Source organism: Streptomyces sp. BA2 (assembly GCF_009769735.1).
Classification (GTDB): domain Bacteria; phylum Actinomycetota; class Actinomycetes; order Streptomycetales; family Streptomycetaceae; genus Streptomyces.
Map to the genome: position 1 here is coordinate 6,105,158 of NZ_WSRO01000002.1, position 19,490 is coordinate 6,124,647.

General features: G+C 71.5%; 19 protein-coding genes. 11 read left to right on the forward strand and 8 right to left on the reverse strand.

Features of this window, described 5'->3' with window-relative positions; translation table 11 throughout:
- Nucleotides 1-13: 13 nt before the first annotated feature.
- On the reverse strand, nucleotides 14-1,276 hold the full coding sequence (locus E5671_RS30405; protein ID WP_160507081.1) for an MFS transporter: 1,263 nt from the start codon (nucleotides 1,274-1,276) through the stop codon (nucleotides 14-16).
- 195 nt (nucleotides 1,277-1,471) lie between these two features.
- Between E5671_RS30405 and E5671_RS30410 the strand changes: the two genes are divergently transcribed.
- From E5671_RS30410 to E5671_RS30420, 3 genes are all read left to right on the forward strand, one after another.
- Nucleotides 1,472-2,113 (forward strand): DUF6758 family protein, encoded by a 642-nt coding sequence (locus E5671_RS30410; RefSeq protein WP_160507082.1) that lies wholly within the window; start codon nucleotides 1,472-1,474, stop codon nucleotides 2,111-2,113.
- Between the two features lie 156 nt (nucleotides 2,114-2,269).
- Entirely contained in the window at nucleotides 2,270-3,136 is an 867-nt protein-coding gene (locus E5671_RS30415; protein WP_160507083.1) for a PHP domain-containing protein, read from the forward strand.
- Between the two features lie 75 nt (nucleotides 3,137-3,211).
- On the forward strand, nucleotides 3,212-3,817 hold the full coding sequence (locus E5671_RS30420) for a MarC family protein (RefSeq protein ID WP_160507084.1): 606 nt from the start codon (nucleotides 3,212-3,214) through the stop codon (nucleotides 3,815-3,817).
- A 94-nt stretch (nucleotides 3,818-3,911) separates the two neighbouring features.
- Here E5671_RS30420 and E5671_RS45515 read toward each other — a convergent pair whose 3' ends face one another.
- Nucleotides 3,912-4,064 carry a hypothetical protein gene (locus E5671_RS45515; protein ID WP_167829028.1) on the reverse strand — a complete coding sequence of 51 codons (153 nt, stop codon included), beginning with the start codon at nucleotides 4,062-4,064 and terminating at the stop codon, nucleotides 3,912-3,914.
- A gap of 210 nt (nucleotides 4,065-4,274) precedes the next feature.
- Here E5671_RS45515 and E5671_RS30425 point away from each other — a divergent pair, with 210 nt between their 5' ends.
- Nucleotides 4,275-5,183 (forward strand): NYN domain-containing protein, encoded by a 909-nt coding sequence (locus E5671_RS30425; RefSeq protein ID WP_160507085.1) that lies wholly within the window; start codon nucleotides 4,275-4,277, stop codon nucleotides 5,181-5,183.
- Between the two features lie 16 nt (nucleotides 5,184-5,199).
- Here E5671_RS30425 and E5671_RS30430 read toward each other — a convergent pair whose 3' ends face one another.
- Complete coding sequence (locus E5671_RS30430) at nucleotides 5,200-6,078, reverse strand: alpha/beta fold hydrolase (protein ID WP_160507086.1); 879 nt, start codon at nucleotides 6,076-6,078, stop codon at nucleotides 5,200-5,202.
- A 290-nt stretch (nucleotides 6,079-6,368) separates the two neighbouring features.
- Nucleotides 6,369-8,573, reverse strand: a complete 2,205-nt coding sequence (locus E5671_RS30435; protein WP_202121312.1) for a DEAD/DEAH box helicase — start codon at nucleotides 8,571-8,573, stop codon at nucleotides 6,369-6,371.
- 463 nt (nucleotides 8,574-9,036) lie between these two features.
- Between E5671_RS30435 and E5671_RS30440 the strand changes: the two genes are divergently transcribed.
- The gene (locus E5671_RS30440) at nucleotides 9,037-9,774 is read left to right on the forward strand and encodes a ferritin-like fold-containing protein (RefSeq protein WP_160507087.1); all 738 of its coding nucleotides are present in this window, start codon (nucleotides 9,037-9,039) and stop codon (nucleotides 9,772-9,774) included.
- A gap of 133 nt (nucleotides 9,775-9,907) precedes the next feature.
- Here E5671_RS30440 and E5671_RS30445 read toward each other — a convergent pair whose 3' ends face one another.
- From E5671_RS30445 to E5671_RS30460, 4 genes are all read right to left on the reverse strand, one after another.
- The gene (locus tag E5671_RS30445; RefSeq protein ID WP_160507088.1) at nucleotides 9,908-10,180 is read right to left on the reverse strand and encodes a hypothetical protein; all 273 of its coding nucleotides are present in this window, start codon (nucleotides 10,178-10,180) and stop codon (nucleotides 9,908-9,910) included.
- 177 nt (nucleotides 10,181-10,357) lie between these two features.
- A complete protein-coding gene (locus E5671_RS46475; RefSeq protein WP_055565193.1) occupies nucleotides 10,358-10,585 on the reverse strand; it encodes a DUF3107 domain-containing protein in 228 nt (75 codons plus the stop codon).
- A gap of 163 nt (nucleotides 10,586-10,748) precedes the next feature.
- Nucleotides 10,749-11,390 carry a TetR family transcriptional regulator gene (locus tag E5671_RS30455; protein WP_160507089.1) on the reverse strand — a complete coding sequence of 214 codons (642 nt, stop codon included), beginning with the start codon at nucleotides 11,388-11,390 and terminating at the stop codon, nucleotides 10,749-10,751.
- 144 nt (nucleotides 11,391-11,534) lie between these two features.
- Entirely contained in the window at nucleotides 11,535-11,750 is a 216-nt protein-coding gene (locus tag E5671_RS30460; RefSeq protein ID WP_160507090.1) for a hypothetical protein, read from the reverse strand.
- A gap of 200 nt (nucleotides 11,751-11,950) precedes the next feature.
- On the opposite strand from E5671_RS30460, the gene E5671_RS30465 reads away from it, so the two are divergent.
- The 6 genes from E5671_RS30465 (at nucleotide 11,951) to E5671_RS30490 (ending at nucleotide 19,475) form a co-directional block, all read left to right on the forward strand.
- Entirely contained in the window at nucleotides 11,951-12,940 is a 990-nt protein-coding gene (locus E5671_RS30465; protein WP_160507091.1) for an alpha/beta fold hydrolase, read from the forward strand.
- Between the two features lie 8 nt (nucleotides 12,941-12,948).
- Complete coding sequence (locus E5671_RS30470) at nucleotides 12,949-14,418, forward strand: DUF3152 domain-containing protein (protein ID WP_336605885.1); 1,470 nt, start codon at nucleotides 12,949-12,951, stop codon at nucleotides 14,416-14,418.
- Between the two features lie 236 nt (nucleotides 14,419-14,654).
- Nucleotides 14,655-16,412 carry a DUF3492 domain-containing protein gene (locus E5671_RS30475; RefSeq protein WP_160507092.1) on the forward strand — a complete coding sequence of 586 codons (1,758 nt, stop codon included), beginning with the start codon at nucleotides 14,655-14,657 and terminating at the stop codon, nucleotides 16,410-16,412.
- The gene (locus E5671_RS30480) at nucleotides 16,409-17,629 is read left to right on the forward strand and encodes a hypothetical protein (protein WP_160507093.1); all 1,221 of its coding nucleotides are present in this window, start codon (nucleotides 16,409-16,411) and stop codon (nucleotides 17,627-17,629) included. Before E5671_RS30475 ends, E5671_RS30480 begins: the two co-directional genes overlap by 4 nt.
- Nucleotides 17,630-17,784: 155 nt before the next feature.
- On the forward strand, nucleotides 17,785-18,738 hold the full coding sequence (locus tag E5671_RS30485; RefSeq protein ID WP_160507094.1) for an NAD-dependent epimerase/dehydratase family protein: 954 nt from the start codon (nucleotides 17,785-17,787) through the stop codon (nucleotides 18,736-18,738).
- On the forward strand, nucleotides 18,726-19,475 hold the full coding sequence (locus E5671_RS30490; protein WP_160507095.1) for a spherulation-specific family 4 protein: 750 nt from the start codon (nucleotides 18,726-18,728) through the stop codon (nucleotides 19,473-19,475). The genes E5671_RS30485 and E5671_RS30490 overlap by 13 nt, the downstream gene beginning before the upstream one ends.
- Nucleotides 19,476-19,490 lie beyond the last annotated feature (15 nt).

Consider the following 19,490-nt stretch of genomic DNA (forward strand, 5'->3'; position numbering starts at 1 on the left):
CTTACGCAGGGCCTCAGTTGGCGAAGACGGTGACGCTGTCCTCCGTGGCGTGCTTCGGTTCGAGCTCCTCGGCTTCGTGGGTGAGGGAGTCCTTGCGGGCCCAGACCACGACCGCGCCGAGCACCGCCGTGACGGCCGCGACCACGAAGGGGATGTGGATGTCGCTCCACTCCTCGATCTTCGGCGCGAAGAACGGGGCGGCGGCCGCCGCGAACCACCGGACGAAGTTGTAGCCGGCGCTGGCCACCGGGCGCGGCGCGTCCGATACGCCGAGCGCGAGCTCGGTGTAGACGGTGTTGTTCACGCCGATGAAGGCGCCGGACAGGATCGTGCAGACGATGGCCGTGGCGTGGTTCCCGTACCCGAGCACCAGCACGTCCGCCGCGAGCAGCACGAGCGAACCGCCGAGCACCTTCAGCGAGCCGAACCTCGCCTGCAGCCGCGGGGCCACGAGCACCGAGAAGACCGCGAGCAGCAGACCCCAGGCGAAGAAGATGGCGCCCGACTTGTACGGGGTCATGTTCAGGACGAACGGTGTGAAGGCCAGGACCGTGAAGAACGTGTAGTTGTAGAAGAAGGCGGAGGCGGCGGCCGAGGCGAGCCCGCCGTGGCCGAGGGCCTTGATCGGCGCGAGCAGGGACGTCTTCCGCGCGGGCTTCGGCTGTTCCTTCAGGAACGCGGTGATGCAGAGGAAGCCGACCGCCATCAGGGCCGCGGTGCCGAAGAACGGGTAGCGCCAGCTCGCGTTGCCGAGTACCGCGCCGAGCAGCGGCCCGCACGCCATGCCGAGGCCGAGCGCCGACTCGTAGAGCAGGATCGCGGCGGCGCTGCCTCCGGCCGCCGCGCCGACGATGACCGCGAGGGCGGTCGACACGAAGAGCGCGTTGCCGAGCCCCCATCCCGCGCGGAACCCGACGAGCTCGCCGACCGAACCCGAGGTGCCCGCGAGCCCGGCGAAGACCACGACGAGCGCGAGGCCGAGCAGCAGGGTCTTCTTGCCGCCGATCCGGCTGGAGACGAAGCCGGTCACCAGCATCGCGACGGCGGTGATCAGGAAGTACGAGGTGAAGAGCAGGGAGACCTGGCTGGCGGAGGCGTCCAGGCCCTTGGCGATGGAGGGGAGGATCGGGTCGACGAGCCCGATGCCCATGAAGGCGACGACGGAGGCGCCGGCGGTGGCCCAGACGGCCTTCGGCTGGCGCAGGAGACTGGTGGCTCCGGTCGCTCCCTCATCGAACGGATCCCCTTCCGCGGGCCCTCCTGTGCTGCTGTTCATGCCTGCTCCTTAGCGGCGTCCGTAGTGACTTCCGTAGTGACTTCCGAAGCGACTTCGTCGAGATCGTTGGCGTATGCACATATTAGTTAGTCAAGCTAAAAGGTGCAAGCTACATCTAGTTTCCCCTGGTGACAGGGCCACCGGACGGGTGATCGTCCTTGACGGGGCGACGACCGGGGAGGACCGTTGGTCGCTATGAGGGGCGAACCCAGTTGCCCGAAGTGTGGTGGCCGGGTCAGGGCTCCCGGTCTCTTTGCCGACTCCTGGCAGTGCGATGTGCACGGGACGGTGCATCCGCTGCAACCTGTGATCCCGCCCAGCGTCGAGGCCCTCCAAGTCGTGGTGCATCGCGCTCAGGTGCCGGTGTGGATGCCGTGGCCGCTGCCGGTCGGCTGGCTGTTCACGGGCGTGGCCTGCGCGGGCGACGACCGCAGCGGCGGCCGTGCGACCGCCGTGGCCTGCTCGGGGCCCGCGCCGCTCGGCGGCATGGGTGAGCTGGTCCTGGTCGCCGAGGAGCTCGGCGTCGGTCTCGGCGCGCGGTACGCGGGCATCGACGGCCCGGACCCCGGCCCGTATCTGAACGTGGAGAAGCCGCCGCAGGCCAAGCTCCTCGCCGCGGGCAGGCCGACCCCTATGTGGCACGTGGCGGGCACGCCGGACGACCGCGCGGTCTTCGCGGGCGAGGCACGCGGCCTGTGGCTGTGGGCGATCGCGTGGCCGGAGCAGTCGGGACTTCTGATGTACGACGAGCTGGTGCTCACAGACCTGCGGGACGCGGGGGCAGAGGTGGACCTGCTGCCGTGCGGGGCGCTTTCGCCGCGGATTCTTATGCTGTGAGGGAGTTGCCGCTGCCGAGGGGTCCGCTGCCGGTGCCGTGAGGGGGGTCTCCTCTGTGGCGTCCGGTGGAACGTTCGAGTCCCGTTATCCTTGAGCGTCCCCTCGTCATCTTTGAGCGTCCCCTCGTCCGCCCCGTCAGAGCCTGGAGTCCGCGTCGTGCGCATCGACCTGCACACCCACTCCACCGCTTCCGACGGCACGGACACCCCGGCGCAGTTGGTGCGCAACGCTGCCGCCGCCGGCCTCGACGTCGTCGCGCTCACGGACCACGACACCACCCGCGGGTACGCGGAAGCCGTCGCGGCCCTCCCCGCAGGCCTCACCCTCGTCACGGGCGCCGAACTCTCCTGCCGCCTCGACGGCGTGGGTCTGCACATGCTGGCCTACCTCTTCGACCCCGACGAGCCCGAACTCGCCCGTGAGCGCGAGCTCGTGCGCGACGACCGGGTGCCCCGCGCCAAGACGATGGTCGGCAAGCTCCAGGAGCTCGGCGTCCCGGTCACCTGGGAGCAGGTCGCGCGCATCGCGGGCGACGGCTCGGTCGGCCGCCCGCACATCGCCGAGGCCCTGGTGGAACTGGGCGTCGTGCCCACCGTCTCCGACGCCTTCACGCCCGACTGGCTCGCCGACGGCGGCCGCGCGTACGCCGCGAAGCACGAACTGGACCCCTTCGACGCGATCCGCCTGGTCAAGGCCGCGGGCGGCGTCACCGTCTTCGCGCACCCCGCGGCCGTCAAGCGCGGCCAAGTGGTGCCCGAGGCCGCGATAGCGGCGCTGGCCGCCGCCGGTCTCGACGGCGTAGAGGCGGACCACATGGACCACGACCCGGCCACCCGCACCCGGCTGCACGGCCTCGCCGCGGACCTCGGTCTGCTGGCCACGGGGTCGAGCGACTACCACGGCAGCCGCAAGACCTGTGTGCTCGGCGAGTTCACCACCGACCCCGAGATCTACGGGGAGATCACGCGCCGGGCGACCGGAGCGTTCCCGGTGCCGGGCGCGGGCGGACGCCCCACCGCGTAACGCGGTTCCGCCCTACCCTTTCCGCCGCCCCCGCGCGGCATGTTCGTACGCTCACTTCACTGCAAGGCCATCACTGTGTTCGACGTCGCCGTCTTCGGATCCCTCTTTCTCACCCTTTTTGTGATCATGGATCCCCCTGGGATCACCCCGATCTTCCTCGGACTCACCTCAGGCCGCCCGGCCAAGGTGCAGCGGAAGATGGCCTTCCAGGCCGTGTGCGTCGCCTTCGGCGTGATCGCGGTCTTCGGGGTCCTGGGCCATCAGATCCTCGACTACCTGCATGTCTCCGTCCCCGCGCTGATGATCGCGGGCGGTCTGCTGCTCCTGCTGATCGCGCTCGACCTGCTCACCGGCAAGACGGACGAGCCGAAGCAGACCAAGGACGTCAACGTCGCCCTCGTGCCGCTCGGCATGCCGCTGCTCGCCGGGCCCGGCGCGATCGTCTCCGTCATCCTGGCCGTCCAGGACGCCGACAGTCTCGGCACGCAGATCTCCGTGTGGGCGGCGATCGTGGCGATGCACGTCGTGCTGTGGCTGGTGATGCGCTACTCGCTGCTGATCATCCGGGTCATCAAGGACGGCGGCGTGGTCCTGGTGACGCGGCTCGCGGGCATGATGCTCTCCGCGATCGCGGTGCAGCAGATCATCAACGGCGTGACGCAGGTGATCAACGGCGGCTAGGGCGCCGGTGGTCCCGCGTGGACACCTGGCATGCCAAGGGCCCCCGTACCAAAGGTGTACGGGGGCCCTTCAACCTGTCAGTGCAACCTGTGCGTTACGAGGCCGGGGATTCGGCCGGGCGGATATAGATGCGCTGGCCGATCGCTGCGGCCTGCTGCACGATCCGATTGACGGAGGCGGCGTCTACGACGGTCCGGTCCACGGCGGCGCCGTCGACGTCGTCGAGTCGCATGATTTCGAAGCGCATAGGGCTTCTCCCTTCGTCTGGTCATCCTCCTGAAGGAGAACTACTGGAGTTGTGGACGCCGGGACAGCAGTGTCCGGCGTTCCATATGGGTAGAACGAGTTGCCCCCAGCAAACATTCCCTACGCTAAAGAAATTTTTCGACAGACTAATTACTCACGAGTAGCGAGACCGGTTGTGTTCGCTGCGTGACCAACGGGACAATGAGCCCCAATGAACGACGAGATCGAGATCAGCGCCCAGATCAGTGCCCAGCTGGAGCGCGCCAACGGGCTCCTCGAGCGCATGCTCGCCGAGGTGGCGAAGACGCCGTCCACGCACGCGATCTTCGTCGACGCCGGGTATGTGTACGCGGCGGCGGGACGGCTCGCGGTCGGCACGGAGGACCGGCGCGCCTTCGACCTGGACGCGGAGGGGCTGATCGAGGCGTTCATCGACAAGGCGCGCACGATCTTCGCGGACAGCCGTCTGCTGCGCGTCTACTGGTACGACGGTGCGCGGCGCCGCATCCACACGGTGGAGCAGCAGTCGATCGCGGAGCTCCCCGACGTCAAGGTCCGCCTGGGCAACCTCAACGCGAACAACCAGCAGAAGGGCGTGGATTCCCTCATCCGGACGGATCTGGAGTCACTCGCCCGGCACCGCGCGATCAGCGACGCGGCTCTGATCGGGGGCGACGAGGACCTCGTCTCGGCGGTCGAGGCGGCGCAGGGGTACGGCGCGCGGGTGCATCTGTGGGGCATCGAGGCGAGCGAGGGCCGCAATCAGGCGGAGCCGCTGCTGTGGGAGGTCGACAGCCAGCGCACGTTCGACCTCGACTTCTTCAAGCCGTACGTGTCCCGGCGCAGCGCCGCGGCGACGTACGAGACGGCGGGCACGCCGCGGCCCTCCCGCGAGGACGTGCGGTTCGTGGGCGCGCAGATCGCCGCGAAGTGGCTGGCCGCGCGGGGGAGCAGGGCGCTGGTGGACCTGCTGCCCGGCCATCCGTACCTGCCGGGGTCCGTCGACCAGGAGCTCCTGGTGGAGGCCGAGAAGCTGCTCGCGTACTCGCTGCGGGGGCAGTCGGACCTGAGGCGGGCGCTGCGGGACGGCTTCTGGGAGCACTTGCAGACGCAGTACTAGCGGCTTAGGCCTAGGCCTAAGCCTGGTCGTCGCTGCCGTTGTGCTGGTCCCAGAAGGCGATGAGGGCGGCGGCGGTCTCCGCGGGGCGGTCGGTGTTGGGGGAGTGCTCCGCACCCGCGATGACCGTGCGGTGGGCCCGCAGCCGCTCGGCCATCTCGTCGAGCCAGGGGATGGGCCAGGTGTCGTCGCGCTCGCCGGAGATGACGTGCTTGGGCAGAGGCGTCGCGGCGAGCTCCGTGACGCGGTCGGGCTCGACGCAGAGCTGCTTGCCGGTGGCGATGAGCTGGGCGGGACTGTGCCGCAGCCAGCGCCGGCGCAGGACCTCGCCGTCGAGGTCGGCCTCCTCCGGCGGATCCATGGCCTGGATGGCCGCCCAGGCCTCGGCCATGGACAGGACGCCGAGCGCGTCCGTCAGCATCTTGGCGCGGGCCTGCTGGGAGGGTGCGATCTGGGCCGGGCCTGACGCCATCAGGGTGAGCGAGGCAAAGGTGCCCGCGGGGGTGCGGAGGGTGGCGGCGCGGAGGACGGCGGCGCGAGCGATGAGCCCTCCGAGGGAGTGCCCGAGGAGGTGCGGCGTGCCACCGACGGCGTCGGCCTGGGCGAGGACGTCCTGGGCCAACTCGTCCTGCCTGTAAGGGAATTCGTCGTCGGCTGGGCCTGGGGTCTCGTACTGCCCCCGGCCGTCTACGGAGACGGCTCGGTACCCGGCATCGGCGATGGGCCTGAGCAGGGCGATGAAGTCCTCCTTGCTCCCGGTGAATCCGGGGAGCAGCAGGACGGTGCCCTTGGCCTCGCCGGCCGGGCGGGCATCCAGGGTGGCGAAGCTGCCGCGCACGGTCTGGAGAAGCCGCGCGTCGACGCCGGGGGGCGGGGTGAAGGTCGGGGGCCTGCTCATGCCTTGAGGCTAGCTGCCGGCTTGGCGGGCAGCCCCGCCCACCCGCCCGTTTGCCCGGCAGTCGCGGAGTGATCGGGGCCTCCCGGCCCGCTTGATCGGTTGTTCTGCCGCTGCGGGGTATCGGGTGGGAGGGTGGGAGAGATCCGGCGCGCAGCGCCGGTACTGGAGGCCGGGCGCGGGCCGTAACTCGCGGGCGGTGGCGTGGAGTTGAAGGGGGGGGAGCGGCACGGCGAAGGCCCGGCACCCCCGCAGGGGGCCGGGCCTCAGGCGTTGAAACTCAGCGGAGCGCCTCAGCTCTCCTCGGCCGGCGCCGCCACCGCCTTGCGCGTACGGCGGCGCGGCTTCGCAACCGCTGCCTCCTCCGTGGCAGCCGGAGCTTCCGCAGCCTTGCGTGTACGGCGACGCGGCTTCGTCTCCTCCGTCGACTGAGCGGGGATCTCCGCCTCGACCGCGTCGACGACCGCTTCCGCGGCCTTGCGGGTGCGCTTGCGCGGCTTCGTCTCGGCCTGGGTCTCCGCCGCTGCCTCGGCAACAACCGGCTCCGCGGCCTTGCGCGTACGGCGGCGCGGCTTGGCCTCGGTGGTCTCCGCGGCCTCGGCCGTGTCGACGACCGCTTCCGCGGCCTTGCGGGTCCGCTTGCGCGGCTTCGCTTCGGTCTGCGTCTCCGTCGCCGCCTCGGCAACAGCCGGCTCCGCGGCCTTGCGCGTACGACGGCGCGGCTTCGTCTCGGCAGCAGTCTCCGCGGCCTCGACCGTCTCCACGGCCTCGACCGTCTCGACCACGGCCTCCGCGGCCTTGCGCGTACGGCGGCGCGGCTTGGCCTCGGTGGTCTCTGCGGCCTCGGCCGTGTCGACGACCGCTTCCGCGGCCTTGCGGGTGCGCTTGCGCGGCTTCGTCTCGGTCTGCGTCTCCGCAGCTGCCTCGGCAACAGCCGGCTCCGCGGCCTTGCGCGTACGACGGCGCGGCTTCGTCTCGGCAGCAGTCTCCGCGGCCTCGACCGTCTCCACGGCCTCGACCGTCTCGACCACGGCCTCCGCAGCCTCAGAACCGCTCCGCGTCCGGCGGCGGCGACGCGGCGCGCGCGGCTCCGTCAGTTCTTCGGCCGCGGGGGCGGAAACCACCTCAGCCGCAGCCACCGCCGGAGTCTCCAGCGGCGTACCCGAACGGGTGCGGCGACGGCGACGCGGCGTACGCGCCTCACGCGGCTCGCGCTCCGGGGCGGGCTCGGAAGCGCGCCCACGGTCACGGTCGCGGCCGTCACGGCTGCCACGGCCGCCACGGTCGCGTGAGCCACCCTTGCCGCCGGTCTCGCCGAGGTCTTCGACCTCCTCGGCGCGCAGCCCGGCACGGGTCCGCTCGGCGCGCGGCAGCACACCCTTCGTGCCCGCCGGGATGCTCAGCTCCTCGTACAGGTGAGGAGAGCTTGAGTACGTCTCGACCGGGTCGCTGAGGCCGAGGTTCAGCGCCTTGTTGATCAGCTGCCAGCGCGGGATGTCGTCCCAGTCGACCAGCGTGATCGCGATGCCCTTGGCGCCCGCGCGGCCGGTACGGCCGATGCGGTGCAGGTAGGTCTTCTCGTCCTCGGGGGACTGGTAGTTGATGACGTGCGTGACGCCACCGACGTCGATGCCGCGTGCGGCGACGTCCGTGCAGACGAGCACGTCCACCTTGCCGTTGCGGAAGGCGCGCAGCGCCTGCTCGCGGGCGCCCTGGCCGAGGTCGCCGTGCACGGCGCCCGAGGCGAACCCGCGCTTCTCGAGCTGCTCGGCGATGTCCGCGGCGGTCCGCTTCGTACGGCAGAAGATCATCGCGAGTCCGCGGCCGTCGGCCTGGAGGATGCGCGAGACCATCTCGGGCTTGTCCATGTTGTGCGCGCGGTACACGTGCTGCTTGGTGTTCGCGACGGTCTGGCCCTCGTCGTCCGGCGCGGTGGCGCGGATGTGCGTGGGCTGCGACATGTAGCGACGGGCCAGGCCGATGACCGCGCCCGGCATGGTCGCCGAGAACAGCATCGTCTGGCGCTTCGGCGGCAGCATGTTGATGATCCGCTCGACGTCGGGCAGGAAGCCCAGGTCGAGCATCTCGTCGGCCTCGTCGAGGACCAGGCACTTGATGTGCTTGAGGTTGAGCTTCTTCTGGCCCGCGAGGTCGAGCAGACGCCCCGGCGTGCCGACGACGATGTCGATGCCCTTCTTGAGGGCCTCGACCTGCGGCTCGTAGGCACGGCCGCCGTATATGGCGAGGACGCGGACGTTACGCGCCTTGCCGGCGGTCAGGAGGTCGTTCGTGACCTGCTGGCACAGCTCACGGGTGGGGACGACGATGAGCGCCTGCGGGGCGTCGGTCAGCTGCTCGGGCTTGGCCCGGCCGGCCTCGACGTCCGCGGGGACGGTCACGCGCTCAAGGAGCGGGAGTCCGAAGCCGAGCGTCTTGCCGGTGCCGGTCTTGGCCTGGCCGATGACGTCGGAGCCGGAGAGCGCTACGGGCAGCGTCATCTCTTGGATGGGGAAAGGGCTGGTGATGCCGACGGCCTCTAGGGCCTCGGCCGTCTCGGAGAGAATTCCGAGATCGCGGAAAGTCGTAGTCAGGGCATTGCCTCTTCTGTGAGACGCGGCGCGAGGCGAACGCTGGGGGTCGTGACCGTGCCACTACCGCCGGCTGCTTGGGGGGCGGGGCCGGGGGCGCGGGACCACTGCCTGCGCTCGAGCGCTCGTACCGCTGAGGTTCCCTCCTCGTGCCGTCCGCACTGTGCGGGCCGCCTGGAGGGCTGTCGGGTCGGAGCCGATCGGGCCTCCGACCGGGCATCCTCATTCGTACGGCCCGTCGAATATTCGGCGGGCGCATTACCACTGTACCCCGGAATCTCGCAGCCGTGTCTGGCGAAAAGGTCACGTAGTCGTCGTCACAGTCACTGACCAGGCCCTTACGCGTTGCTGCGAGCGGGCTATTGTGCGGTTTATGGAGACGCCTGACACCGCCGCTGACACACCTGCCGAACCCACGGGAATCGCCGCCCAGGACTGGAAGACCGCTTCCGCCGACCCGAACTACCGCGCCGCGGTCGTGGACCTGCTCGGAGCGCTCGCCTACGGAGAGCTCGCGGCGTTCGAGCGGCTCGCGGAGGACGCGAAGCTGGCGCCGACGCTCGGCGACAAGGCGGAGCTGGCGAAGATGGCGTCGGCGGAGTTCCACCACTTCGAGCAGTTGCGTGACCGGCTCTCGGCGATCGGCGCGGACGCGACCGAGGCGATGGAGCCCTTCGTGGCCGCGCTCGACGGGTTCCACCGCCAGACGGCGCCGTCCGACTGGCTTGAGGGCCTGGTCAAGGCGTACGTGGGCGACTCGATCGCCAGTGACTTCTACCGCGAGGTCGCGGCGCGGCTCGACGGCGACACCCGCCGTCTCGTCCTCGGTGTGCTCGACGACACGGGGCACGCGAGCTTCGCGGTGGAGAAGGTGCGGGCCGCGATCGACGCGGATCCGCGTGTGGGTGGGCGGCTCGCGTTGTGGGCGCGGCGGCTCATGGGCGAGGCCCTGTCGCAGTCGCAGCGGGTCGTTGCCGACCGGGACGCCTTGTCGACCATGCTGGTCGGGGGCGTTGCCGATGGGTTCGACCTTGCCGAGGTCGGGCGGATGTTCTCTCGGATCACTGAGGCGCACACCAAGCGGATGGCCGCGCTTGGCCTGGCGGCGTAGCGCTCTGCTGGGTTCGGCGGATTCCCCTGCGGGTGCGTCGTGGCTGGTCGCGCAGTTCCCCGCGCCCCTTCGGGGCGGATCCGCCGTCTGCACGCGCGGGTGCGTCCTGGGTTCGCGCGCCGCTCCCCGTTCCCTACGCCGTCGCTGAGCGACGGCGCAGTCGGCCCCGGCTGGGGCGGATCAGGAGTGAGAGCAGGGCCGCCGCCATAGCCACCGCGCCGACGATGGTGCCGGCCGCGTGGCCCGCGCCCAGCGCCATGTGTGTGACGAAGGCGCCGATCATGGCGCCCGCGGCCCCTGTCGACAGGACCAGGTTGCGTGCGGGGAGCCGGTGGGACAGTCGGTGTGCCGTGGCCCATGCCAGGGCGAAACCGAGCAGTGCGGAGCCGAGTGCTTCCAGAATCACAGGGTGTTCCCTCCCTCGCGGCCAGGTGCAAAACGGTCGTAGCCGGTCTTACCCGTGGCGGCCGGAATGCAACCCTCCAGAGCCAGAGCCTTCCCGCGCGTCAACACGCGAGAACGGCCCGGTGGTTGTCACCACCGGGCCGTTCTCGTTCTTCGTCCTGTGTGCTGCGCCCCTGAACTACAGGGCGCTGAAGCCCACCTTGCGTGCGGTCGGCTCGCCGAGCTCGACGTACGCAAGGCGGTCGGCCGGAACCAGGACCTTGCGGCCGTGGTCGTCCACGAGGCTCAGCAGCGGCGACTTGCCGGTCAGCGCCTCGGACACCGCGTGCTCGACTTCCTCGGCACTCTGGCCGCTCTCCAGCACGATCTCGCGGGGCGCGTACTGCACGCCGATCTTGACCTCCACGGCTTTGTCCCTCCGACGGTCAGTGATGTGCGCGGCCTGCCGCGCCGTACTCAGCACACATTAGCCCGGTGAGGCGACCCGCATGCTTCCGCCGCTGCACGCCAGTAGCGAACAGAGATCGGGAACAGAACGCGGGAAGGGGAAACCGGGCTCCCGGCCGGCGTCAGTGGCCGTCCACGCCATGCAGCGGGAAGCCGGCGATGCCGCGCCACGCCAGCGAGGTGAGCAGCTCCACCGCCTTGTCGCGCGGGACCGTGCTGCCACTGGCGAGCCAGTACCTGGCGACCACCTGGGAGTAGCCGCCCAGGCCCACGGCGAGCAGCATCGCCTCGTCACGGGGCAGGCCCGTGTCCTCGGCGATGACCTCGCAGATCGCTTCCGCGCACTGGAGGGTGACCCGGTCCACACGCTCGCGGACCGCGGCCTCGTTCGTCAGGTCGGACTCGAAGACGAGGCGGAACGCGCCGCCCTCGTCCTCCACGTAAGCGAAGTACGCGTCCATCGTGGCCGCGACGCGCAGTTTGTTGTCCGAGGTGGAGGCAAGTGCCGTGCGGACGGACTGCAGCAGTGATTCGCAGTGCTGGTCGAGCAGGGCGAGGTACAGGTCGAGCTTGCCGGGGAAGTGCTGGTAGAGCACCGGCTTGCTGACTCCGGCCCGCTCGGCGATGTCGTCCATCGCCGCCGCGTGGTAACCCTGCGCGACGAAGACCTCCTGCGCCGCGCCCAGCAACTGATTGCGTCGGGCACGACGCGGCAGGCGTGTGCCCCGAGGGCGCGCTGCCTCTGTCTGCTCGATGGCTGTCACGCCGCCTCCCATGATCGTGAATGTGCGGTGTGCGCCGCGCGGCCATCGTACTTTTCGGTAACCGTGATGTGCGCGGTACGAGCGGAGAATTTCACGGACTGGATGCCCGGGAAAGCCGTGCGTAGCAGGGCAAACACGGGCAGCTCAGCGATAGTCGTCTTCGTCGATGCTGACGACGCGGGCCTGTTCGGCCAGGTCTGCCTCGTTGGCCGCGTCCGTGTCCGCGTCCTGCAAGGAGTCGTCCTCGCGCGGCGCGAGATCGGTCTGCTGCTCCGCGGCGTCGGCCTCGGGCGCTTCGGTGCTGTGATCGGCGGTTTCTTCGGCCTCGAAGGTCTCGGGGTCGGACGGGTCGACGGTCATCGTGGCTCTCTTCCCTGGAGGACTAGTGGTGCGAGTGCCCTGTTCGCCCTCTTCTATGAGCGTAGGAGACTGCCGAACTGGGCGCTACGCGATCTCCGGGCGATCTCTGCGCGATCTCCGGGCGATCTCCGGGCGACATCGGCCGGATCTGTGACGGCGAACACATGAACCACCGTGTGATCGTCTCGTAACATTGCCGCATGTCTTCGACCGAGCTGCCGAACGTGATCGCCGCCTCCGTCGCGCCCAAGCCGGGTGCCGTCGGGGTCGCGGCGGGCGAGCGGCTCGACTCGGTCAACCTGCCCGGGCTCACGCTTTCGGTGCGTTCCAGGCCGTCGGTCCGCGAGGGCCTTCCGGCCGCGTTGTACGTGCACGGGCTCGGCGGGTCCTCGCAGAACTGGTCGGCCCTGATGCCGATGCTCGAGGACGTCGTCGACTGTGCGGCCCTCGACCTTCCGGGCTTCGGCGACTCGCCGCCGCCGGACGACGGCGACTATTCGGTCACGGGGCACGCGCGCGCGGTCATCCGATATCTGGACACGCGCGAACACGGGCCCGTGCATCTGATCGCGAACTCGCTGGGCGGCGCGATCACCACCCGCGTCGCCGCCGTCCGCCCCGACCTCGTCCGCACCCTCACGCTGATCTCGCCCGCGCTCCCGGAGCTGCGGGTGCAGCGCACGGCGGTGCCGACCGGGCTCCTCGCGGTGCCCGGCGTCGCGGCGCTGTTCACCAGGCTCACCAAGGACTGGACGGCCGAGCAGCGGGTCAGCGGCGTCATGGCGCTCTGCTACGGAGACCCGGGCCGGGTCTCGCCGGAGGGTTACAGCGCGGCGGTGCGGGAGATGGAGCGCAGGCTCGCCCTCCCGTACATGTGGGACGCGATGTCCCGCTCGGCGCGCGGCATCGTGAACGCGTACACACTGGGCGGGCAGCACGGTCTGTGGCGGCAGGCGGAGCGGGTGCTCGCGCCGACGCTGCTCATCTACGGCGGCAAGGATCTGCTCGTGTCGTACCGCATGGCCCGCAGGGCCGCCGCCGCGTTCCGTGACTCGCGGCTGCTCACGCTGCCGGACGCGGGGCATGTGGCGATGATGGAGTATCCGGATACGGTGGCCACGGCGATCCGCGAACTCCTCGCGGACACGGGCGAGTTGCATGCATCCGGTCATCCGGGCGCGGGGAGCTGAGGCGGCGAGTGGGACGTCATAGCCGCCGGGGTTCGGCCGACCTCGCAGACAACACGGGCAACACGAACACCGACGCCATACCGCCACAGCAGGGTGCACGCCCGCCGGGTCCCGGCACGGGGCGCCGCAGGCGTGCCCCGGGCGACGGCGGCACGCCCGCACACGGCGTCCCCCAGGCCACTCCGCCGCACGGATCACCGCAGGCCACCCCGCCGCACGGCATGCCCCAGGCCACCCCGCCGCACGGCACGCCGCATGTCCGTGGCGGGCACCCCGAGCAGCGTGAGTCGGGCGGGGCGTGGGGATCCGGGCCGCGGATGGGCGCTGCCTACGGGGCGCCGGGAGCACGGCCCGCACCGCCCCACACGCCGGGGCCACGCCGCGAGTACATGGACGCGTTCAGCGGCGAATTCGCCGACGATGACCTCTTCGGGGGCGGCGCGAGCCGTCCCTCGCCCATGTCGGCCGGCGGCCCGCCCCGCGACCCGTACGCCTCCGTCACCGACTGGGACCGCTTGGTCGACGAGGACGAGAAGGCGCGGGGAGAGCTCTGGGCCGCCGGAGCCGCCGGAGCCGCCGGAGCCGACGGAGCCGATGGGTTCGACGGAGCCGATGGGTTCGACGGCCCCGGCGGCATCACGGTCGGCGACGCCGAAGACGCCGAGGACGGCAAGGGAGGCGGCAAGGGCCGCACCTTCACCGGGATCGCCGCCGCCGCTGTCACCACCGTCCTCGCGGTCGTCGTGGCCGGCCAAGTGACCGACGGGCCAAAGGATTCTGCGCCCCGGACGCAGGCCGCGAAGGGCCAGGAGGGACGTGAAGCGGCCGAGGACGCTTCCCGCTCGGACGAGCGCCCCACGCCTCCCGAGTCCGCCCCGGCGACGTACGAGACGAAGATGGCGAAGAAGTATCCGCTCGACGCCAAGCTCACGGCGTCCGGCGACTTCGACGCGATGGCCGGGTTCGACAAGGCGCCGGGCAAGGGGCAGTTGTTCCGCTACCGCGTCGACGTCGAGAAGGGCATGGGCCTGGACGGCGAGCTGTTCGCGTCGGCCGTGCAGAAGACCCTGAACGACGACCGGAGCTGGGCGCACGGCGGAGGCAGGACGTTCGAGCGGATCTCCTCGGGGCAACCCGACTTCGTCATCACGCTCGCCAGCCCGGGGACGACCGCGAAATGGTGCGCGAAATCCGGGCTCGACACCATGGAGCAGAACGTCTCCTGTGACTCCGCCGCCACGGACCGCGTGATGATCAATGCCTATCGGTGGGCGCAGGGCGCCAAGACCTACGGCGACCGCATTCATCCGTACCGGCAGATGTTGATCAATCACGAGGTCGGTCACCGGCTCGGCTTCAATCACACGGACTGCACGAAGGACGGCCAGCTCGCGCCCGTCATGCAGCAGCAGACGAAGTTCCTGGACCACGACGGAATCAAGTGCAAGGCCAACCCCTGGGCGTTCCCCAAGAGTTGAGCCCAGGCCCCGACGGGAGCTGGCCGCAGCTTGACTCTGTGTAGCTAAAGAGCGCTCTCCGAGCGCCATAGCGCGACAGAACGCTACCGGTGCGGGAAAGTTACTGCCGTTCACCCCTTTTGGTGGCGTGATGGACAACCGTCCATCACGCCACCGGCATGTCCGCATACGTTCGTCCCGCTGCGAGCCACCGGGTCCAACGGCGGCTCTCCACATGGGAGATCGGGGGTGTACGCGTGCGCATCGGACTGCTTACGGAGGGTGGCTATCCGTATGTGAGCGGTGAGGCCAGGCTCTGGTGCGACCGGCTCGTGCGCGGGCTCGGGCAGCACGAATTCGACATCTACGCCCTCAGCCGCAGCGAGCGGCAGGAGGCGCAGGGCTGGATCGAGCTGCCGCCCCAGGTGAACCGGGTGCGGACGGCGCCCCTGTGGCCCGTCGACTGGAGCGTCGACGAGGGAGTCGCCCTCGGAGCCGGGTACGGACGACGCGCGCGGCGGCGCTTCGCGGAGTGCTTCGGTGAACTGGCCGCGGCGGTCTGCGACTCGGGGGCGGCGGGAGCCTCTGCTCCTTCTGACACGTTGGCGGACCGTTTCGGCAGCGCGCTCTACGGCCTCGCCGAACTCGCGATGGACCAGGGCGGCCTCGTCGCCGCACTGCGCTCCGAAGCTGCCGTGCGCGCCCTGGAGGGCGCGTGCCGCGCGCCGGGCGCACTCCGCGCCGCCCGCGCCGCACGCGTACCCGACCTGCTCGCCGTGGCGGGCCTCCTGGAGCGCGCCCTGCGCCCGCTCTCCCTCGACTGGTACGGCGACGACGGCCTCGGCGCGGTGGACCTGTGCCACGCCACGTCCGGCGGCCCGGCGGCGCTCCCCGGCCTCCTCGCCCAGCACTTCTCCGGAGTGCCGCTCCTGGTCACCGAGTACGGCGTGCAACTGCGGGCGCACTACCTCGCGACCGGGGACGAGGCGCTGAGTGCGCCGGCGCGGGCCCTGCTCACCTCCTTCCACGGCAGGCTCGCCGCCGAGGTGTACCGCCAGGCCAAGATCATCACCCCCGGCAACACGCACGCCCGCCGCTGGCAGGAGCGGTGCGGAGCCGAGCGGGCGAAGCTGCGCACGGTCTATCCGGGCATGGAGGCGTCCCGCTTCGCGGAGGTCGGCGAGCGGGAGGACCCGGGCGACCCCGACACCCTCCTCTGGATCGGGCGCATCGAGCCGGCCAAGGACCTGATCTCCCTGCTCCACGCCTTCGCGGAGATCCGCAAGGAGGAGCCGAAGGCGCGGCTGCGCATCGTCGGGGCCCCCGGCGATGACCCGGAAGCGGGCGCGTACCTCGCGCACTGCAGGACGCTCGCCGCGCAGCTCTTCCCGGACGAGGCGACGGGGGCGCACGCCGTCGGCGACAACCCCGTGTCCTTCGAGGAGATCGGCGCGCCCGAGACGCCCGAGCTCGCGGACGCGTACGCCGCGGGGAGTGTCGTCGTCCTTTCGAGCGTCGTCGAGGGCTTCCCGATCAGCCTGGTCGAGGCGATGTTCTGCGGGCGCGCCACGGTCTCCACGGATGTCGGAGCGGTCGTCGAGGTCATCGGCGGCACCGGGCTCGTGGTGCCGCCGCGCAATCCGCGGGCGCTCGCAGAGGCGTGCGTGGCGCTGCTGCGCGACGCCGGGCGGCGCGAGCGGCTCGGGGCGGCGGCGCGTGCGCGGGCGCTCGAACTGTTCACCGTGGAGCAGAACACCGAAGCCTTCCGCGGCATCTACCTGGAGATCGTCTCGCACTGCCCGGTGCGCAGGGAGGCGGTCGACGACGCGGGCGAGCCGGTGCCCTTCGGCCATCCGGCAGAGGCGTACATGCCGGGGCGCTGGGCGGTCGCCGCGGGCGGCGGCGGCGGCGGTGGCGGTGGCGGGGACGAGGGCGCAGGCGCGGGTACGGGTGGCGCGCCCAGCTGGGCGCAAGAGGCTGACGGACCGGGGCGGTTGAAGGGGGCGGGCGTATGAGCAAGGAGCAGCAGGTGGACGCGCCAAGGGCTCCGGAGAGTCCGGGCGGGTGGGACGTGCGGTCGGAGGAACTGGTGGCCGACGCGGCCCTGGTGCGGGAGCCCGCGGCCTGGCGAGGGCCGGGCGGTGGCGCCGGGGCGGGTGCCAAGCCCGCGCGGCGCGGTGCGGCGGACCCCGTGAAGGCGCTGATGCACCGGCACCGGGAGCTGTGCGAGCGCGCTGTCGACCCGCTGGAGATCGCGGCGGGGCTAGAGGCGCACGGAGTGACCGACCGGACCGCCGCGCGGTTCAGGCACCGGGACGTGTTCGCACTCGCCGATGAGATGTACGCGCGCGTGCCGCGCGACGAGGAGGAACGCGGCGCCTCCGTGGCCCTCCCCTCGCGCGGGGCCCCCGAAGTGCCCGCCGGATGGGCGCTGTTCGCCCTGCTGCCGGGTGCGGCCTGCGGGCTCGCCGCCGTGGGGATCGAGCTGAGCGAGGGGCGCGCGCGGTACGCGGTGGGGCTCGGCGGAGCACTCGCCGTGGCCGTCGCGCTCCAGGTGGCTCTTCGGTACGGTCCGCTGCGTTCCGCGCGTCATATCGCGCCGGCCACGCGCGCGTGGCTGTGCTTTCTCGTCGCGTACGCCCTCCTCGGCGACGGGCTGATGCGGGGCGCCGTCTCGGGTGGGCCCGGCGGCCCCTGGGCGCCGTCGACCGCCGCGGCACTGGGGCTCTCGCTCGCCGTGGCGCCCGCCGTGTGGTGCGCTCGGCTGTTCGCCGTGGGGGCGCGGCGACGCCTTTCGCTCAGCCGGGGGCTCGCTGAATTCACCTCCGCCGTACGGCCGTTGCTGCTGGGCGTCGTCGCGCTGTACCTGTGCGCCCTGGGGGCCCTGCTCGTGGGCGCCGGGGCCGTCCATGGCGTGCCCGCCTCCGCCGGGGCCGGGGCGCTCGGCGCGCTGCTGCTGCTTTCCCGGCTGCTCTCCTCGTACGGGTTCACGCGCGCGCCCCTGCTGATGCTGGGGGCCGCGGGTGCGGTGGAGGCGGTATCGCTCGCCTCCGTGTTCGCGGCGCGCCTGCCCGGGTGCGCGTGGTCGGCGGCGCCGGTGGAGGCGGCGGTCCGGGCCTGGGGGCCCGGTGTCGTACCCCTCGTCGCGTGCGGCGCCGCCGCGGGCGTGCTGTTGCTCCATTCCCTGCGCGTGCTCAGCCGGGCCTCCGCGCACGGCGACGGGGCGCCCTGAGGATGCGCGCCGCCAGTTACTCCTGGCCCCATTCGAAATCTCTCTCCCGCGGGGCCGACACCGCGGGCCTTACCCCGTGAATTACGGCAACCCCCTGAAGGAGAACGCCAGATGAGCACCCCCAGCATCCGAGAATCCAAGCCGGGAGCCGCCCGATGAGGGTGCTGCTGATCGGAGCCAACGGATACCTCGGCCGGTTCGTCGCCGACCGGCTGCTCGCCGACCCGGCGGTGCAGCTCACCGCGCTCGGCCGCGGCGACGACTCGGACGTACGGTTCGACCTCGCGAGCGGCAGCCCCGGCGCGCTCACCCGCTTCCTCGACGCCGTGCACCCGGGCGTCGTCATCAACTGCGCGGGCGCCACCCGCGGCGGCGCCCGCGAGCTGACCCGGCACAACACCGTCGCCGTCGCCACCATCTGCGAGGCCCTGCGCCGCAGCGGATGCGGGGCGCGGCTCGTGCAGCTGGGGTGCGGTGCCGAGTACGGGCCGAGCCAGCCGGGGTCCTCCACCGCCGAGGACGCCGTGCCCAGGCCCGGCGGACCGTACGGCGTCAGCAAGCTCGCGGCCACCGAGCTGGTCCTCGGGGCCGGTCTCGACGCGGTCGTCCTGCGGGTGTTCTCGCCCGCCGGGCCCGGCACCCCGGCAGGATCGCCGCTCGGGCGGCTCGCCGAGGCCATGCGGCGGGCCATGCAGGCCGGTGACGGCGAGCTCAAGCTCGGGGGCCTCGGCGTGCAGCGGGACTTCATCGACGTACGCGACGTGGCGCGCGCCGTGCACGCCGCCTCGCTCTCCGCCGCCCAGGGGATCGTGAACATCGGTGCGGGCCGGGCAGTGCGGCTGCGTGACGCGGCGGCCGTCCTGGCGCGCGTCGCCGGGTACGGCGGAGCCCTGCACGAGCTCGACCAAGGGGCCCTGAGGCAATCCATCGGGCACCCCCGCGCCGAATCCGACCACGGGGGCCCGGCCGCCTACCCCTACCCCGACGGGTGCGGCAGCTGGCAGCAGGCCGATGTGCGCACCGCGCGCGACCGGCTCGGCTGGCGCCCCCGGATCAACCTCGAAGAATCACTCGCCGACATCTGGATGGAGGCGGCATGCCGCATCTGACCAGCACAGCCACAGGCACCGCACACACCGACGTACGTCTCGGCTTCGGCATCCCGGGCTTCGCGCACCCCCTCGTCGCGCCCGCCGAATGGTCCGAACTCACCCGCCCGGGGACCCCTTTGGACTGGGTTGTCCTGAATGTGAGCAGGGGGCCCGGGGGCCGGCCCGACCCGCACTGTCTGGAGGCGGCGGGGCGGCTGCGGAACGCGGGCGTGCGTGTTCTCGGTCACCTCGACGTGATGTACGGCGCCCGCGGGTTCGGGGAGCTCGTCTCCGACGCCCACCGCTACCTCGACTGGTATCAGGTCGACGGCTTCTCGCTGGACCGCTGCCCTACGGAGCGTGCCGCGCTCCCGGAGGTCCGGCGGACGGTCACGACCCTGCGCGCGCTCTGCGACGACGCGCACATCGTCCTGGGGCACGGCACCCATCCGTATCCCGGATACGCCGAATCCGCCGACCAGTTGGTGACCTTCTCCGGCCCCTGGAGCGATTACCGCTGGTCACAGGTGGCCGAGTGGACCGCCGACTACCCGCCCGAGCGCTTCTGTCACTTCGTGCACGGCATGCCGCGCGGCCATCTCGACGAGGCGCTGCGCATCGCACGCTGGCAGGGCGCCTCGACGATCTACTTCACCGACCGGGTGGACAGCGGGGGAGCGGACGACCCGTGGGAGTCGATGCCCGGGTACTGGGACGAAATCGTCTCGCGCATCGGAACGGGTGTCTCGGAATGAAGAAGGGCGTGGCAG

Excerpts from the sequence above, each read along its gene's own strand:
- E5671_RS30405 (WP_160507081.1), bottom strand. The coding sequence starts at position 1,276 with ATGAACAGCAGCACAGGAGGGCCCGCGGAAGGGGATCCGTTCGATGAG.
- E5671_RS30410 (WP_160507082.1), top strand. The coding sequence starts at position 1,472 with ATGAGGGGCGAACCCAGTTGCCCGAAGTGTGGTGGCCGGGTCAGGGCT.
- E5671_RS45515 (WP_167829028.1), bottom strand. The coding sequence starts at position 4,064 with ATGCGCTTCGAAATCATGCGACTCGACGACGTCGACGGCGCCGCCGTG.
- E5671_RS30425 (WP_160507085.1), top strand. The coding sequence starts at position 4,275 with ATGAACGACGAGATCGAGATCAGCGCCCAGATCAGTGCCCAGCTGGAG.
- E5671_RS30430 (WP_160507086.1), bottom strand. The coding sequence starts at position 6,078 with ATGAGCAGGCCCCCGACCTTCACCCCGCCCCCCGGCGTCGACGCGCGG.
- E5671_RS30435 (WP_202121312.1), bottom strand. The coding sequence starts at position 8,573 with ATGACGCTGCCCGTAGCGCTCTCCGGCTCCGACGTCATCGGCCAGGCC.
- E5671_RS30440 (WP_160507087.1), top strand. The coding sequence starts at position 9,037 with ATGGAGACGCCTGACACCGCCGCTGACACACCTGCCGAACCCACGGGA.
- E5671_RS30460 (WP_160507090.1), bottom strand. The coding sequence starts at position 11,750 with ATGACCGTCGACCCGTCCGACCCCGAGACCTTCGAGGCCGAAGAAACC.
- E5671_RS30465 (WP_160507091.1), top strand. The coding sequence starts at position 11,951 with ATGTCTTCGACCGAGCTGCCGAACGTGATCGCCGCCTCCGTCGCGCCC.
- E5671_RS30480 (WP_160507093.1), top strand. The coding sequence starts at position 16,409 with ATGAGCAAGGAGCAGCAGGTGGACGCGCCAAGGGCTCCGGAGAGTCCG.
- E5671_RS30485 (WP_160507094.1), top strand. The coding sequence starts at position 17,785 with ATGAGGGTGCTGCTGATCGGAGCCAACGGATACCTCGGCCGGTTCGTC.
- E5671_RS30490 (WP_160507095.1), top strand. The coding sequence starts at position 18,726 with ATGCCGCATCTGACCAGCACAGCCACAGGCACCGCACACACCGACGTA.